Below are 14979 nucleotides of genomic sequence, written 5' to 3' on the forward strand. Positions count from 1 at the left end.
CGGACGAGTGATTGTCCGGGGGCTTTTTATTTCTGTCTGTTCCGGATTTCTGTTGCCTGGCCTGGCCTCTTCGCGAGCAAGCCCGCTCCCACAGTGGTCGATGTCGTACACAAAATCTGCATTCAACACATAACCTGTGGGAGCGGGCTTGCTCGCGAAGGGGCCGGATCTGGCAACAAAAAAAAGCCCGCCCGATCTGTTGAGGATAGGGCGGGCTTTTTTACGCCTGGGGTTCAGTCAGACGCTTATGGGTACTGCTGAACCTGACCCTGCTGCTGACCACCATACTGCTGGCCCGGAATCGCCTTGAGGTTAACCTCTACACGGCGGTTCTGCGCCCGGCCATTGGCGTCGCCGTTGCTGGCAACCGGGCTATCCGGACCCGCGCCACGAGCGCTCAGGTTGGCACCGCTGACCCCTTGCGAGGTCAGGTAGGTGGCCACGCTTTGTGCACGACGCTGGGACAGGTCCATGTTGTGCTGGCGGCTGCCGGTGCTGTCGGTATAGCCCACGATTTCGATCTGGTTCTGGTTGAACTCTTTCAGCGAGCCCGCCAGGTTGTTCAGCGGCTGATAGAAACTTGGGGCAATGTTTGCCGAATCGGTAGCAAAGGTGATGTTGCCCGGCATGATCAGCTTGATCTGGTCGCCCTGGCGCTGCACTTCAACACCGGTGTTGGCCATGCTGGCGCGCAGCTTTTTCTCTTGCTGGTCGGCGTAGTAGCCGTAACCGGCGGCGGAAGCACCGACCACTGCAGCACCGATCAGCGCGCCCTTGCCGCGGTTATCGTGGTTGATCGCAGCACCGGCCAGCGCACCGGCCAGAGCGCCGAGACCACCATACTTAGCGGTCTTGCTCATGCCTTCGGAGCCGCTGTCCGTCTGCCCCTGAGCCTGGCCTTGACCGCCGTAAGGGTTGGGCGAGGCACAACCGGACAAAACGGCCACAGCCGTAGCGACAATAATCAAACGACGCGTGGTGAACATGTATAGCTCCTACTTTTTTGCATTCTGTGGTGCAACGGACCAAGGCACAGCCTTTGCGGGTATTGGATCACTTCCGGGAACAAAAATTCCGCTCGTTACAAATCAGGCCCGTACAAAGGGGTTTTCGCGCATTTCATCGCCCAGACGGGTGTCCGGACCATGCCCGGCCACCACTATCGCCTCCTCGTCGAGGGTGTACAAACGCTGCTTGATCGAACGCACGATGGTGGCCTGGTCGCCACCCCACAAATCCGTGCGCCCTACCCCACGCTTGAACAACGTGTCACCGGCAATCAGCAGCTTGGCATCGGCAAACCAGAAACTCATCGACCCCGGCGTGTGCCCAGGCGTGTGCAGCGCCACGCCACAACCGCAGGCCAGTTCTTCATCATCGGCCAGCCAGCGATCCGGGGACGGTACCGGGGTGTAAGGGACACCGAACATCTGGCACTGCATTTCCAGGTTGTCCCAGAGAAACTGGTCTTCCTTGTGCAGATGCAGGGTCGCGCCGGTTTTCTCCTTGAGTTGACCGGACGCCAGGAAATGATCGAGGTGGGCGTGGGTGTGAATGATGCTGACCACTTTCAGCCCCAGGGCATCGAGACGCGCCAGGATCAGCTCATGATTGCCACCCGGATCGACGACGATGGCCTTTTTCGTCACCGGATCGCCGATGATCGTGCAGTTGCACTGCAACGGGCCGACGGGGAAGGTTTCGCGGATGAGGGTGGGATGCTGGGACATCGGGGGCCTGCTCGATAAACGGGGACGGGCGATTTTCGCACAATTGAGTATCCAGCCAAGGGCCGCGATATGTAACGTGAAAAATCCTTAACCCAGCACCCCCAACTCCTTCGCCCGCGCCACGGCCTGCGTACGCCGCTCGACCCCGAGTTTGCTGTTGATGTGGCTGGCGTGGGTCTTGACCGTGTGCAGGGAAATAAACAGCTGATCGCTGATTTCCTGGTTCGAACAGCCTTGGGCGATCAATCGCAGAACCGCCAGTTCCCGCGTGCTGAGTTGCTCCGCAGCCGCGCCGGATTCCGCTCCAGGGCGGGCAGTCAATGCCGGCAGCTTTTCACTGAGGCTCATGGAAACAGGGGTTGGTGAACACTGTTGAAGCTGCCCACGCAGCCAGTCCGGATGCTCGGCCAGCAGGCCCTCGAAGGGTTGCAGCACGCCTCCGCCAGCGGCGTCCAGCGCCTGGACCAGTGCCTTGCGTGCTTCCGGCTCCCGTCCGCTGCCCAGCAACAACGCCACTTTCTGGGTCAGCGCCATGGCACTGAGCATCTGCCGACCGCTTTGCTGGCCATGTTCGAGCAGCGCATTCAATCGCCCTTCAGCCAGCATCGGCTGGCCCTGGATGACTTCCAGCAAGGCTTGTTGCAATTCGATATGCAAGGGCAATTGCGGATGGAACTCCGGTGGTGCCGCCCCGTTCTCGCCGTTATAGGTCTGCCCCAGGCGCGCCAGCCAGGCTTCGGCCAGATCGGTACGCCCCTGGGCCAGCCAGAGCTCGCATTTGACCAGGGTGATCATGGCCAGGTAGTAGATCGGTGGCACGTCCCAGATGTGCATGAGCCGCTCGGCTTCGGCCAGTTCGGCAAAGGCTTTGGCGAACTCGCCGCTGCTGCCTTCCAGCCTGGCAATCACGCAGTGGCCGATTAGCACGCTGATGTCACGGCAGGCGCGCGCCTCGCTCAGACCGGCCTGCAATCGCACCCGCGCCAATTGCGGCTGCATTCGCAGGGCCAGCAAAAAGCCTTCGTACAAGGTCAGTCGGGCGCGAACCGCATACAGCCGTTGTGCAGACAAGCTCTGCAGGCGTTGCATGCCCTGACGGACCTCTTCCAGTGCCCGACAGATTTCTCCGCGCGCTTGCAGCACCCGTGCGCGGTCGTAGTGCGCCAGCGCTTCGAACAACGGGTTGCCGACACGTTGCGCCAGTTCCAGCGATTCGCGGTTCAGCCCCCGTGCCCGCCACAAATCACCATCGGCAATGGCAAGGTTGGACAAGGTCGAGAGGCACATCAGACGCTGGCCGTAACGCTTGGCCGGAAGACTTTCCAATGCCTCGCGGCAGTACTGCAGCGTCAGCTCGCGGTTGCCTCGTCCACGGGCAATGATGCCACTCAACGCCAGCCATTGAGCCAGCATGGACTTCTGGGCGGTGGCCGACGGAGCAGGCAGGAAGCGGCTCAGATGGCTGGCCAGCTCTTCGGCAGCATCCAGTTGGCAAGCCAGGCCCAGCGCCCAGCTATACAGCACAATCAGTCGCGGCGTGCTGATCAGCAAGCTGTCCGGCAAGTCCATTTTCCAGCGCAGCAACATGCCGACATTCTGCTCGGCCAGCAGTTGCTCTTCGGAGAGGTTCTGCACCAGGTTCGCCGCGACGTCCAGGTGACCGGCACGCAACGCTTGCTCCACCGCCTCATCGAGCAGTCCCTGGGCATTGAACCAGCGGCAGGCGCGCAGGTGCAGGCTCGCGGCCGGCACCATCGACTGGGACGTCGGCCGCGTGCGCAACAGATCGGAAAACAGATGGTGATAGCGATACCAATGACCATGCTCGTCCAGCGGTACCAGGAACACTTGATGGGCAAGCAGGAAGCGCAAGATCTCCCCGCTGTCATGGGCGTCGCGAACGGCATCGCACAGTTCGCTGCAGAAACGCTCCTGGGGCGCCGTGTCATAGAGGAACGACTGGACCTCGGCGGGCAGGCAATCGATGACTTCTTCGAGCAGATAATCGCGGATCAGCCCTTCCCCGCCATGCAACGATTGCGGCAGCGCGCCGTCGGTGCCCGCCTCCGAAGCCGCCAGCAGCCAGAAGCGTAATCCTGCAACCCAGCCTTCACTGCGCTGGATCAGGTTTTCCAGTGCCTCACCGCGCAAGGAGCTGCTGTGCCGGTCGAGCAGGCTCAAGGCCTCGTCGTGGGTCAGGCGCAGATCCTGTTCATGCAGCTCAAGCAGTTGTCGCGACAGCCGCAGCCGCGCCAGATGCCAGTCGGGACGTTGGCGACTGGTGACCATCACCAGCAAACCATCGGGAAGATGGTTGAGGAAAAACTGCAGGCAACGGTCCAGCACCGGCCCCTGAGCCAGGTGATAATCATCCAGCACCAGCAGCAAGGGCTTCGCCGTGGACAGGTGTACGGCCAGTTCGTCGAGCAAGCCGTCGAGCCACTCTTCGAATGCGAATGGCTGATGGCGCTGGCGCATTTTCAACAACCCGAGGGATTGCCTGCCCAGGTGCGGAAAATAGTCCTGAAGGCCCTCCAGCAGCCGCTCGAGAAAGCGTCCCGGGTCACTGTCTCGCGGGCTCAACCCCAGCCAGAGACTTTGCCAGTGTGCCGGCAACCCCTGACAGAACTCCACCGCCAGCGAACTCTTGCCGAACCCTGCCGGGGCACTGACCAGCAATAACCTGCCTGCCAGTCCGGCACTCAGACGCTCGCACAATCGTGGACGCAGCACATGGCCGTCGGGCAACGGCGGACGGAAAAACCGCCCGTCGAGTGTCGCGACGGCAACCTGTGCAGAACCTGAGGGTGTGGACAAATCAGTCATAGCCGGCTCTTGTTTGAATTGCGGATGGCGGCGTTGCAGATGTCCGCAGACTAGCCGTAAACGGATAGGGAATGAAGGTAATTGCTACAAATGGCTACAAAAAGTCTACAAGCAAAAAAAACGCCCCGAACCAGTCGGGGCGTTTCAGAGGGTGCGGCCTCTACTCAGTTCACCTTAGCGAACACCGTCCTGACGCAGGGCGGCCGGGGTGAAGTCGCTGGTGGTGGCAGTGAAGCCGAAGTCATAAGCCGACTTCTCTTCGTTCTTCATGCCCAGCGCCAGGTAACGACCCGACTGCAGGTCATACAGGGCTTCGAGGGCGTACCACGGCACTTGCTTGTCGTAGTAGTTCTCGGCATGCGCCTCGGCGACGCGCCACAATTGACCGCGACCGTCGTAATGGTCGATGACCGCTGCTTGCCAGGTGTCCTCGTCAATGTAGAAGTCACGCTTGGCGTAGATGTGGCGCTGACCTTCCTTCAGGGTGGCAACCACATGCCACACACGACGCAACTCGTAACGCGCCAGGTCCTGGTTGATGTGACCGGCCTTGATGATGTCGGCGTACTTGAGCTTCGGATCGTCGAGCTTGTAGGCATCGGAGCCGATGTACATCTCTTTCTTGCCTTCGAGCTTCCAGTCGTAACGATCCGGCGCACCGTTGAACATGTCCAGGTTGTCGGAAGTACGCAGGCCGTCAGCCGCGGTACCCGGGCCGTCATAGGACACTTGCGGTGCACGGCGCACACGACGCTGGCCCGCGTTGTAGACCCACGCCGAGCGCGGCTCCTTGACCTGGTCGAGAGTTTCGTGAACCAGCAGTACACCACCGGCCAGACGCGCCGGCGCAGTCACTTTCTGCTTGAAGTAGAACAGGATGTTGCCCGGGTTTTTCGGGTCGTAATCCTTCATCTTGTCGCGGAACACGAACTGGTCCTGGAAGTACACCAGGCTGAACGAGCCGTTCGGCTGTGGCGTGGCCTGGGTTACCAAGCGGGTCACGCTACCACCGCGATAACGGGTGATATGGTTCCAGATGACTTCAACGCCGCTTTTCGGAATCGGAAACGGAATGGCAGTTTCGAAATTTTCCAGACCGTTGCCACCGGACACCAGGTTGGTGTTGGTGGCGTTGCGCTTGATGGCGGCGAATACTTCATCCGGCACGGTAGCACCGCGATGGGATGGATAGACCGGCATCTTGAAGCTTTCCGGGTAGCGCTTGAACATCGCGTACTGGCCCGGTGCGAGCTTGTCCTTGTACTGGTCGACGTTCTGCGCCGTGATGGTGAACAGCGGTTTTTCGCTGGCGAACGGATTGGACAGGAAACCTTTGCTGTCGACCGTACCGGCGTTCTTCGCCATCGGCTTCCAGGCCGGGATCGAACCGTCGGCGTTACCCGCCATTTCGGCGCCCATCGGGGTCAGGCTCTTGCCCAGCTTGTCGGCCTCGGCCTGGGGAACTGCTGCGATGACGCTGGTCGCCAGCAGCGAAAGCCCCAGAACACCGGCGTGGAACAGACTCTTTGTTATTTTCATATTTGCGTTCGTCCTGAAAATACTGTGCTTAGAAGTTCACGCCGACGCTGAGCGCAACGAAGTCGCGGTCATCCACGGTGGTGTACTTGCCGTCGAAGAAGTTGGTGTAGGCCAGGCTCGCGGTGTAGGTGTTCTGGTACTCGGCGTCGACACCGAGGCTGACCGCCTTGCGGCCTTCCTCGAAGTTGCCGCCAGGGCCAGGGGAGTAACCTTCCACGTCATGGGACCAGGCAACGTTCGGCTTGAGGTTCACACCGGCAAACACGTCGTTGTATTCCCAGATGGCACGACCACGGTAGCCCCACGAAGTTGCGGTGGTGAAGCCTTCGTCATTGCAGTTGCGGCTGCGATTGTTGGTCGGCGTACCCGGGCCGGCACCATTGATGGTGCTGGTGTTGAGCGCCACGCAAGTATCGAGCGCGCCAGAAGGTGGCAACTCACCCGGGCCGTAGACCGGATCGCGGCCATAACGAACGTCGGAAGTGCTTTCCAGGCCGCCGACGTGGGTCACGCCCACCTCGCCCACCAGGGTCAGGCGGCTGGCGCCCATGACCTGGTCGAAGAAGTGCGTCAGGGTGGTCTGGAACTGGGTGATTTCCTTGCGACGATACCCGTGCAGGTCCTGACCCGGCACGCCGGTAAGCAGCGATGCATTGGTCAACGGGTTGTTCGGGTTGTTGTTGCCTATAGGACGGACACCGGAGAACAGGATGTCGGTGGAGTTGAGCTGCACCGGAGCGTTCGGACGGTAGCTGATCTCGCCGCTCCACGCCGTACCGGTAGGCAGGGTGGTGGAGAAGCTCAGGCCGTAGAGGCGGATGTCTTCCGGATATTCGATGAAGTACTGCGAATTACCCGCCACCAGCAACGGCGCCAGCGCGGCGAACGGGGTACCCTGGAGGGATGCTGCAGTGTTGTAGACCGACTGCGGCGCACCGGTTGCGCTGAAGATCGGCGCACGGCTGTGGTAGTTCATGAAGTAGGCGCCGAACTCGGTATCCAGCGGTTCGAACATGTACTTGAGGGACGCGCCCCACTGACCGCCGTCGCGGGCATCACGATCGGGGCCACGACGCACCAGAACACCCTCATTGTTGACGTCAACGCCGTTGGCGGCCAAAGGCCCCAGGGCAATGGCCGGAATCTGCGAACGCTTGGCCAGTACACGCAGGTTGTCGTCGCAGCCATCGGCAACGATGTCTGGCTGGGAGAAGAACGTGCCGCAGTTGTCGACGACGGTCTGGTCCCATTCAATTTGATAGAACGCTTCGGCCGAGAGGTTTTCGGTCAGGCTCTGGGACACATAGAACATGTTGACCGGGATCAGGCCTTCCTTGATCTCGGCACCCGGACGACGGAAAGCGGACACATCGATCGGGTTGATCGAGTTGATACCGCCACCGATGAAGGTACTTTCACCCCAGCTCACCACCTGCTTGCCCAGACGTACGGAGCCAGGTTGATCGGCAACGGAGTAGTTGTGGTAGACGAAGGCGTCGAGGATCTGACCGCCGGCGGACTTGGCGCCTTCCTTGCGGCCCGCGTCGCTGATGTCCTTGAACGGACGGCTTTCGTCCTTCAGTTCAAAGTCGTACCAGTATTTGCCACGGACGAAAACACCGGTATCGCCGTATTTCAATTCAAGGTCATGGATGCCCTTGAAGATCTTCGAGAAGGTCTCCCCGCTCTTGAAGTTCAGGTGACCGTCATCAGAAGTCTGGGACAGCCCCTTGCCGCCGTTGTTGACACCGATGAGGTTCTTGTTGGCACTTTCGGTAGACCAACTGGCACCGAGCGACAGGGATGAGTCGAACTGACCTTCGATTTCACCGACGTTGAAACTGACGCCGAATGCTGGCCCGGCGAGCGTAGAGGCAAGACTGACTGCCAGGGGCAGCTTCGCCCGGCGCCAGAACTGGTTTACTGATGTCATCGACGCTACTCCATGTGCATTTTATTTTTATGGCATTGAGCACTTCTAAAAACGCTGTGGATAACCGGGAGCCATGGCATCCCAAAGTCATTCCAAAGTTGCATCGCCCCGGTTCGTGCGGTTGCCCCGTTCTTAAAAATCCTTGAGCGGACTATAGCCAGCAGGTAGTAGTGCTTGATCCCTCTAAAGTGTGATTTGCAGTTGCCAGCCACTCTGGAACAGTCCTTTCGCCAGTCCGACACCCGTCGGCACGGCAAGGATGGCTGAAAATTTCGATTTGACAAGCCAAGCGCTTGCTTGGTGGGGCTGGCGTGCCCTTTCGGGCACGCCGGGAGGGGCTTAAAGCGTCGAAAGGAAGGTGCTGTTGGTGGCCTGCCATTCGCTGATGTCGACACGAATGCGCTTCTTGTCGAGTTTGCCCACGCTGGTCTTGGGAATTTCAGTAACAAGGGCGATCTGGCTCGGAATCGCCCACTTGCTCAGGTGCCCCAGCTCCACAAAAGGCTTGAGGTGTTCCTTCAGTTCCCTCGCCCCGATGACGTGACCTTCACGGACTACGAGCAGGGCAAACGGTCGCTCTCCCCACTGCGGATCAGGGATCCCCACCACTGCTACTTCACGTACCGCCACATGACGACTGATCAGGTCTTCCAGGTCCAGGGAGGAGATCCACTCGCCACCGGTCTTGATCACGTCCTTGATGCGGTCACGAATGTCGATCACCCCCATGCTGTCCAGGGTCGCCACGTCGCCGGTGTGCAGCCAGCCTCCGGCCCAGAGCTCGGCGCCCTTCTGCGGCTCGTTGAAATAACCCTCGGTCAGCCAGGGTGCGCGCAACACCAGTTCGCCCTGGGTCTCGCCGTCGGCGGGCAGGAAGTTGCCCTCGGTGTCGACGATCGCCGCCTCCACCAGCGGCCCAGGTACGCCGGCCTTGATCCGGTAGGTGGTGCGTTCGTCTTCGGTGCCGGCCATCAACTCATCGTTCAAGTGCGCGCACGATACCAGTGGCCCGGTTTCCGACATGCCGTAGGCGGCGGTCAACTGAATGCCCCTGGCCTTGGCCGCCTCGTACAACGAGCGGTTCAGGGCGCTGCCGCCGATGACGATTTTCCAGCCGCCGAAGTCGACGTTCTGCGCAGCCTTGGCATTGAGGACCATCTGCAGGATGGTCGGCACGCAATGGGAGAACGTGACCTTCTCCTTGCGCCACAACTCCACCAGGTACTCCGGGTCATAGCGGCCAGGGTACACCTGCTTGAGTCCGAGCATGGTCGCCACATACGGCAAGCCCCAGGCGTGGACGTGGAACATCGGGGTGATCGGCATGTAAACGTCGCTGGTACCCAGCAGGCGCACGCTGTCGATCGCGCCCATGATGGTCGACACGCCCATGGTGTGCAGCACCAGTTGCCGATGGGTGAAGTACACGCCCTTGGGATTGCCGGTGGTGCCGGTGGTATAGAACGTGGTCGCGACCGAGTTTTCGTCGAAATCCTGGAAATCGTACTGCGGGCTCGCCGCGGCCAGCAGTTGTTCGTATTCGCCGACGAGGTTCGGCAGGTCCGCGGTTTTTTCCGGCAGGTCCGTCAGCAACAGGGTTTTGTCGACCGTGGTCAGATGCCCTTCGATGGCCTTGTAGAGGCCGACGAACTCGCTGTTGACCAGCACAAAGCGGTCCTCGGCGTGATTCATGGTGTAGAGGATCTGTTCCGGCGACAGGCGCACGTTGATGGTGTGAATCACCGCGCCGATCATCGGAATGGCGAACATGCATTCCAGGTAACGATGGCTGTCCCAGTCCATCACACCCACGGCATCCCCGGGCTTGACCCCGGCCGCTGTCAGCACGTTGGCCAGGCGGGCCACCCGTTCGATCAGGGTCGGGTAGCTGTAGCGCAATTTGTCGCGGTAGATGATCTCGCGGGTTTTCTCATAACGGGCGCCGGACATCAGCAGCCGTTTGATCAGCAGCGGGTATTGGTAAGCGCCTTCGGCCGGGGGGATAACGCGAGTCTGCAACATAAGAATCCCTTTTTCTGACTGCACGGACGTGACTGAAAGTACGCACTGTAGTGCCCCTGATCGTCAGCCAAATCAGCCAAAGGAATGATTTGTAGAGCCCTGCAAATACTGGCATTACGCCAGTATTTGCCATTTATTACGCACTGCGACAACGCCTACAGGGAATCACCTTTGATCAATGCATCTCGGTAAAAGCGAGCTTCACGCCAATCGCAATCAGCACCGCGCCCATGGTCCGGTCGAACCAGTGCCCCATGCGCGCAAAACCGGCGCGTACGCGCTGCTGGCTGAACAACATCGCCACCAGGCAGAACCAGGTCGCTGTCGCGGCTGCCAGGTAAACCCCGTAACCGGCCTGCACGGCCAGTGGTGTGTGCGGGTTGATCACCACGGTGAACAGCGAGAGAAAGAACAGCGTAGCTTTCGGGTTGAGACCGTTGGTGACGAAACCCGAGGTAAAGGCACCACGGGCCGTGCGCTCCCCCGCTTCCTTGTGCAGATCGTCCGCCACAGGCTTGGCCGGTTGCGCGCGCAGTGCCTTGTAACCGATGTACAGCAGGTACGCGGCGGCGGCCCATTTCAAGGCGTTGAACAGCACGATCGACTGGGACACGATCAGGCCGATACCCAAGAGCGAGTAACCCACGTGCAGGAAAATCGCCGTGCCCACACCCAGTGCGGTCCAGGTGCCCGCGCGGCGACCGTGGGTAACACTTTCACGTACCACCACGGCAAAGTCCGGGCCGGGGCTGGCCACGGCCAGCAAGTGAATCAGGGCAACGGTCAAGAACTCTGTCCAGTACATGTGGGGCTCCTTCAGGCCAAGCGTAACTATTTATTTCATCTGGTAGGCTCGGCAGATTACGCCTTCAGTTCAATGCACAAAAGGTACAGTTGATGACGAATACTCGCCGCGCCGTTTTCCTCGACCACCCGTCCCTGGACCTCGGCGACCTTGACCTCAACCCGCTGCGCAGTTGTTTCAGCGAATTGCAGCTGTTCGCCCAGACCTTGCCCGATCAAGTCATCGAACACCTCAAGGGCGCCACGGTCGCCATCAGTAACAAGATCCTGATCGACGCCGCCGCCATGGCCGCCAGCCCTGACCTCAAGCTGATCCTGATCACCGCCACCGGCACCAACAACGTCGACCTCGCCGCCGCCCGCACCCACGGGATCACCGTGTGCAACTGCCAGGGTTACGGCACGCCGTCGGTGGCGCAGCACACGATCATGCTGCTGCTCAACCTGGCCACGCGCCTGGCCGATTATCAAAAAGCCGTCGGCGCAGGCCGCTGGCAACAGGCCAAACAGTTCTGCTTGCTGGACTACCCGATTGTCGAACTCGAAGGCAAAACCCTTGGCCTGCTGGGTCACGGCGAATTGGGCGGCGCAGTCGCACGGCTCGCTGAAGCCTTCGGCATGCGCGTGCTGTTGGGGCAGATTCCCGGACGCCCTGCCCGGCCGGACCGCCTGCCACTGGATGAACTGCTACCGCAAGTCGATGCCCTGACCCTGCACTGCCCGCTCAACGAACACACTCGCCACTTCATCGGCGCCCGCGAACTGGCCTCGATGAAACCCGAAGCGTTCCTGATCAACACCGCCCGCGGCGGCCTGATCGACGAACAGGCGCTGGCCGATGCCTTGCGCAACGGTCATCTGGGCGGCGCCGCCACTGACGTGCTGAGCGTCGAGCCTCCCGTCAACGGCAATCCACTGCTGGCCCACGACATCCCGCGCCTGATCGTCACCCCGCACAACGCCTGGGGCAGCCGTGAAGCGCGCCAGCGGATCGTCGGCCAGGTGACCGAAAACGCACTGGGATACTTCAGCGGTAAGGCGCTGCGGGTCGTCAGTTGATAAACTGCGGCACTTTTTTTCACGGGAGCAGTTATGGATCCGCGCAGTGAAGTACTGCTTCGCCAGGCCGAGTTATTCCAGGGTTCGGTGTTGTTGGCCGGTTTGCCCGCCGACGACCTGCTGGGCCGCCTGCCCGATGCCCATGGCTGGTGCTGGCACGCCGGCGATCAGGCCGCGCTGGACGCCCGATTCGACGGGCGCAGCCACTTTGGCGTGAACGCACCGGAGCGCGGGTTCGATAGCGCCGTGGTCTTTCTGCCCAAGGCCAAGGACCTGACCGACTACATTCTCAACGCCCTCGCCTCGCGGCTGGCCGGCCGCGAGCTGTATCTGGTCGGCGAGAAAAAAAGCGGCATCGAAGGTGCCGCCAAACAACTCAACCCTTTCGGCAAGCCACGCAAACTCGACAGCGCGCGCCACTGCCAGCTCTGGCAGGTCACCGTGGCCAACGCACCTGAAGCCAAGCCACTGGAAAGTCTGGCGCAGACCTACGAGCTGCCGCTGGCCGAAGGCCCGTTGAAGGTCATCAGCCTGCCGGGCGTGTTCAGTCATGGTCGCCTCGATCGCGGCAGCGCGCTGCTGCTGGAGCATCTGGACAAACTGCCCAGCGGTCATTTGCTCGATTTCGGTTGCGGCGCAGGAGTCCTGGGCGCGGCAGTGAAACGTCGTTACCCGCACAACCAGGTCACGATGCTGGATGTGGATGCCTTTGCCGCTGCCAGCAGTCGCCTGACCTTGGCGGCCAATGGTCTGGAAGCCGAGGTGATTACCGGTGACGGAATCGATGCCGCGCCTATGGGTTTGAGTGCGATCCTGAGCAATCCGCCGTTCCATGTCGGCGTGCACACCGACTATTTCGCAACGGAGAACTTGCTGCGAAAAGCGGCCAAACATCTGAAAAACGGCGGCGAACTACGCTTGGTAGCGAACAGCTTCCTGAAGTATCAACCATTGATCGAAGAGCACCTTGGCGTGTGTGCGATCAAGGCCGAAGGACAGGGTTTCAGAATCTACCGGGCAAAGCGCGGCTGAAACTTTTTTTGAACAAGAAGGCTTGCCGAATGGGTTTTGCAAAGGCAGAATCCGCCCCGTCCTAGGGGAGTAGTCTCCCACGAGCGCCATGCTCGTCCGGCATGCGTCAACATACTTGGTCCTCAGACCATGGCGCATGCGACCCAAGCATCCACATCAGATGGATCGCAGGGTTTGACAAGACCTATGACACGCACACCTTACCCGGGGCGGGAAGGCTGTACGTGTCATAGCCGTGTCGACCCGCCCCTTAGGAAAACCCCTGATGCTGGATTCACTACTCGTACCCACCGCAATCGTTGCCTTGGCCGAAATCGGCGACAAGACGCAACTGCTCGCGCTCATTCTTGCCGCCCGCTTCCGCAAGCCCTGGCCGATCATCGCCGGTATCGTTGCCGCGACCCTGGCCAACCACGCGGCCGCCGGTGCAGTCGGTGCCTGGGTCGGAAGTTTCTTCTCGGATACGATGCTGCACTGGATCCTCGCCGCGAGCTTCGCCGCGACCGCCCTGTGGACCCTTGTGCCGGACAAGATGGATGACGACGAGGCCAGCACCGCCCGCAAGTTCGGGCCGTTCCTGACCACACTGATCGCGTTCTTTTTGGCGGAAATCGGCGACAAGACTCAGATCGCGACCGTGATGCTGGCTGCGCAATATCCGGAGTTGTGGCTGGTGATCATCGGCACCACCGCCGGCATGCTGATTGCCAACGTACCGGTGGTTCTGGCGGGTAACTTTGCCGCAGACAAGCTGCCATTGACCCTGATCCGTCGATTGGCGGCGTCGGCGTTCTTCATCCTGGCGATTGTCGCGGTGTACAAGGCGATGCAGAGCAGCGGGTGGGTTTGACCCAATAGGTCGTTAGACCGCGTTATCGTTCTTCGCGAGCAGGCTCGCTCCCACATTTGGGATGCATTCCCCTGCGGGAGCGAGCCTGCTCGCGATGAGGGCCTTATCGACGAAGAATTAACATCAGGATTTCTTGGCCTGCTCGTACAACGGCATAACCTTCGGAATCGCCGCCTGCAACGCCGCAGTCCGGCTGCTGGAAGACGGGTGCGTGCTGAGGAACTCCGGCGGAGCACCTTCGCTGGCCTTGCTCATCTTGTTCCACAGGGTGATCGCGGCGTTCGGGTTGTAGCCAGCGCGGGCGGCCAACTCCAGGCCGATCAGGTCCGCCTCGTTTTCATTGCCACGGCTGTTGGGCAAGGTCATGCCATAGTTGGCTACAGCGTCCGCCAGGGCCAGGCTGTCCTGGCCCAACCCGAGCAACGCACCGGCGCCCTGTTTGGCCATTTCGATACCGTATGCCTTGGACATCGCCTCACGGCTGTGCTCGCGCAAGGCGTGGGCGATTTCATGACCCATGACCGCGGCAAGTTCATCGTCAGTGAGTTGAAGACTGTCGATCAGCCCGGTGTAGACAAAGATCTTGCCGCCAGGACCACAGTTGGCATTGAGCTCGTCGCTCTTGATCAGGTTCACTTCCCATTTCCACTGGGCCGCATCCGGACGAAAGTTCGGGACCTGGGCAATCAGGCGGTCGGCAATCGCCCGAACACGCTTGGCATCGCTGCTGGTCTTGTCCAGCACGCCCTTGCTGCTTGCCTCACTCACAGTCTTTGTATAGGACTGGGCGTACATCTGGTCGACCTCTTGCGAGGACAACATGCTGAACATGTACTGCTTGCGCTCAACGCCCACAGCGCCACCACTGGTGGTATTGACCGACTGGCAGCCGGCGAGCAGCAGGCCTGCGCTCAGCGCACATAGAGCCAATGTCTTGTTCATCGAAAAACTCCCTGAAAACATGCCGGGTATCCTAGGCGTGGAATGGTATCGACGCCAGAGACAATAGACATAAGACGCGCAATTCAGGCAAAGCTCTCATCAATGCAGAAAAAAATTCACACTTCGGGGCAAGCCGCAGCCCGTCACACCGCGCATTGATTCATTTGCGACATCCGCCACGAAAAAACAGCCATTTCAACAGCTCGCGCTCATGCCCGCCCGACACCCTGCCGATACACCCG

The 14979-nt window shown here is 60.6% G+C and carries 11 protein-coding genes and 1 riboswitch; of the genes, 3 read left to right on the forward strand and 8 right to left on the reverse strand.

The genetic code is table 11. The features are described from left to right. Positions 1-245: 245 nt before the first annotated feature. From PPUTUW4_RS22995 to PPUTUW4_RS23025, 7 genes are all read right to left on the reverse strand, one after another. Positions 246-986, reverse strand: a complete 741-nt coding sequence (locus PPUTUW4_RS22995; protein ID WP_015096789.1) for an OmpA family protein — start codon at positions 984-986, stop codon at positions 246-248. A 102-nt stretch (positions 987-1088) separates the two neighbouring features. After that, positions 1089-1730: an MBL fold metallo-hydrolase gene (locus PPUTUW4_RS23000; RefSeq protein ID WP_015096790.1), complete on the reverse strand. Its 642-nt coding sequence runs from the start codon at positions 1728-1730 to the stop codon at positions 1089-1091. A gap of 87 nt (positions 1731-1817) precedes the next feature. Then, positions 1818-4556: a LuxR C-terminal-related transcriptional regulator gene (locus PPUTUW4_RS23005; RefSeq protein ID WP_015096791.1), complete on the reverse strand. Its 2739-nt coding sequence runs from the start codon at positions 4554-4556 to the stop codon at positions 1818-1820. A gap of 174 nt (positions 4557-4730) precedes the next feature. After that, positions 4731-6095, reverse strand: a complete 1365-nt coding sequence (locus tag PPUTUW4_RS23010; protein ID WP_015096792.1) for a DUF1329 domain-containing protein — start codon at positions 6093-6095, stop codon at positions 4731-4733. Positions 6096-6123: 28 nt separating this feature from the next. Then, entirely contained in the window at positions 6124-8028 is a 1905-nt protein-coding gene (locus PPUTUW4_RS23015) for a DUF1302 domain-containing protein (RefSeq protein WP_015096793.1), read from the reverse strand. A gap of 339 nt (positions 8029-8367) precedes the next feature. After that, a complete protein-coding gene (locus PPUTUW4_RS23020) occupies positions 8368-10050 on the reverse strand; it encodes a fatty acid--CoA ligase (RefSeq protein ID WP_015096794.1) in 1683 nt (560 codons plus the stop codon). Between the two features lie 175 nt (positions 10051-10225). Beyond that, complete coding sequence (locus PPUTUW4_RS23025) at positions 10226-10855, reverse strand: LysE family transporter (protein WP_007972540.1); 630 nt, start codon at positions 10853-10855, stop codon at positions 10226-10228. A gap of 92 nt (positions 10856-10947) precedes the next feature. Between PPUTUW4_RS23025 and PPUTUW4_RS23030 the strand changes: the two genes are divergently transcribed. The 3 genes from PPUTUW4_RS23030 to PPUTUW4_RS23040 all read left to right on the forward strand — a co-directional run bounded on the left by PPUTUW4_RS23030 (position 10948) and on the right by PPUTUW4_RS23040 (position 13795). Next, positions 10948-11913 (forward strand): 2-hydroxyacid dehydrogenase, encoded by a 966-nt coding sequence (locus PPUTUW4_RS23030; RefSeq protein WP_015096795.1) that lies wholly within the window; start codon positions 10948-10950, stop codon positions 11911-11913. 33 nt (positions 11914-11946) lie between these two features. Further along, the gene (locus PPUTUW4_RS23035; protein WP_015096796.1) at positions 11947-12945 is read left to right on the forward strand and encodes a class I SAM-dependent methyltransferase; all 999 of its coding nucleotides are present in this window, start codon (positions 11947-11949) and stop codon (positions 12943-12945) included. 52 nt (positions 12946-12997) lie between these two features. After that, positions 12998-13120, forward strand: a riboswitch (yybP-ykoY riboswitch). 90 nt (positions 13121-13210) lie between these two features. Next, positions 13211-13795 (forward strand): TMEM165/GDT1 family protein, encoded by a 585-nt coding sequence (locus PPUTUW4_RS23040; protein WP_007972537.1) that lies wholly within the window; start codon positions 13211-13213, stop codon positions 13793-13795. Between the two features lie 123 nt (positions 13796-13918). Here the strand turns inward: PPUTUW4_RS23040 and PPUTUW4_RS23045 are convergent, their stop codons facing one another. Further along, positions 13919-14737 (reverse strand): M48 family metallopeptidase, encoded by an 819-nt coding sequence (locus tag PPUTUW4_RS23045; RefSeq protein WP_015096797.1) that lies wholly within the window; start codon positions 14735-14737, stop codon positions 13919-13921. Positions 14738-14979: the final 242 nt, after the last annotated feature.

The sequence above is a fragment of the Pseudomonas sp. UW4 genome (genome assembly GCF_000316175.1).
Taxonomy (GTDB): Bacteria; Pseudomonadota; Gammaproteobacteria; order Pseudomonadales; family Pseudomonadaceae; genus Aquipseudomonas; species Aquipseudomonas laurylsulfatiphila.

What these genes read in the sequence shown, in the direction of transcription:
- PPUTUW4_RS23030 (WP_015096795.1), top strand. Translation starts at nt 10,948, where the DNA reads ATGACGAATACTCGCCGCGCCGTTTTCCTCGACCACCCGTCCCTGGAC.
- PPUTUW4_RS23040 (WP_007972537.1), top strand. Translation starts at nt 13,211, where the DNA reads ATGCTGGATTCACTACTCGTACCCACCGCAATCGTTGCCTTGGCCGAA.
- PPUTUW4_RS23020 (WP_015096794.1), bottom strand. Translation starts at nt 10,050, where the DNA reads ATGTTGCAGACTCGCGTTATCCCCCCGGCCGAAGGCGCTTACCAATAC.
- PPUTUW4_RS23025 (WP_007972540.1), bottom strand. Translation starts at nt 10,855, where the DNA reads ATGTACTGGACAGAGTTCTTGACCGTTGCCCTGATTCACTTGCTGGCC.
- PPUTUW4_RS23015 (WP_015096793.1), bottom strand. Translation starts at nt 8,028, where the DNA reads ATGACATCAGTAAACCAGTTCTGGCGCCGGGCGAAGCTGCCCCTGGCA.
- PPUTUW4_RS23010 (WP_015096792.1), bottom strand. Translation starts at nt 6,095, where the DNA reads ATGAAAATAACAAAGAGTCTGTTCCACGCCGGTGTTCTGGGGCTTTCG.
- PPUTUW4_RS23005 (WP_015096791.1), bottom strand. Translation starts at nt 4,556, where the DNA reads ATGACTGATTTGTCCACACCCTCAGGTTCTGCACAGGTTGCCGTCGCG.
- PPUTUW4_RS23045 (WP_015096797.1), bottom strand. Translation starts at nt 14,737, where the DNA reads ATGAACAAGACATTGGCTCTATGTGCGCTGAGCGCAGGCCTGCTGCTC.
- PPUTUW4_RS22995 (WP_015096789.1), bottom strand. Translation starts at nt 986, where the DNA reads ATGTTCACCACGCGTCGTTTGATTATTGTCGCTACGGCTGTGGCCGTT.
- PPUTUW4_RS23035 (WP_015096796.1), top strand. Translation starts at nt 11,947, where the DNA reads ATGGATCCGCGCAGTGAAGTACTGCTTCGCCAGGCCGAGTTATTCCAG.
- PPUTUW4_RS23000 (WP_015096790.1), bottom strand. Translation starts at nt 1,730, where the DNA reads ATGTCCCAGCATCCCACCCTCATCCGCGAAACCTTCCCCGTCGGCCCG.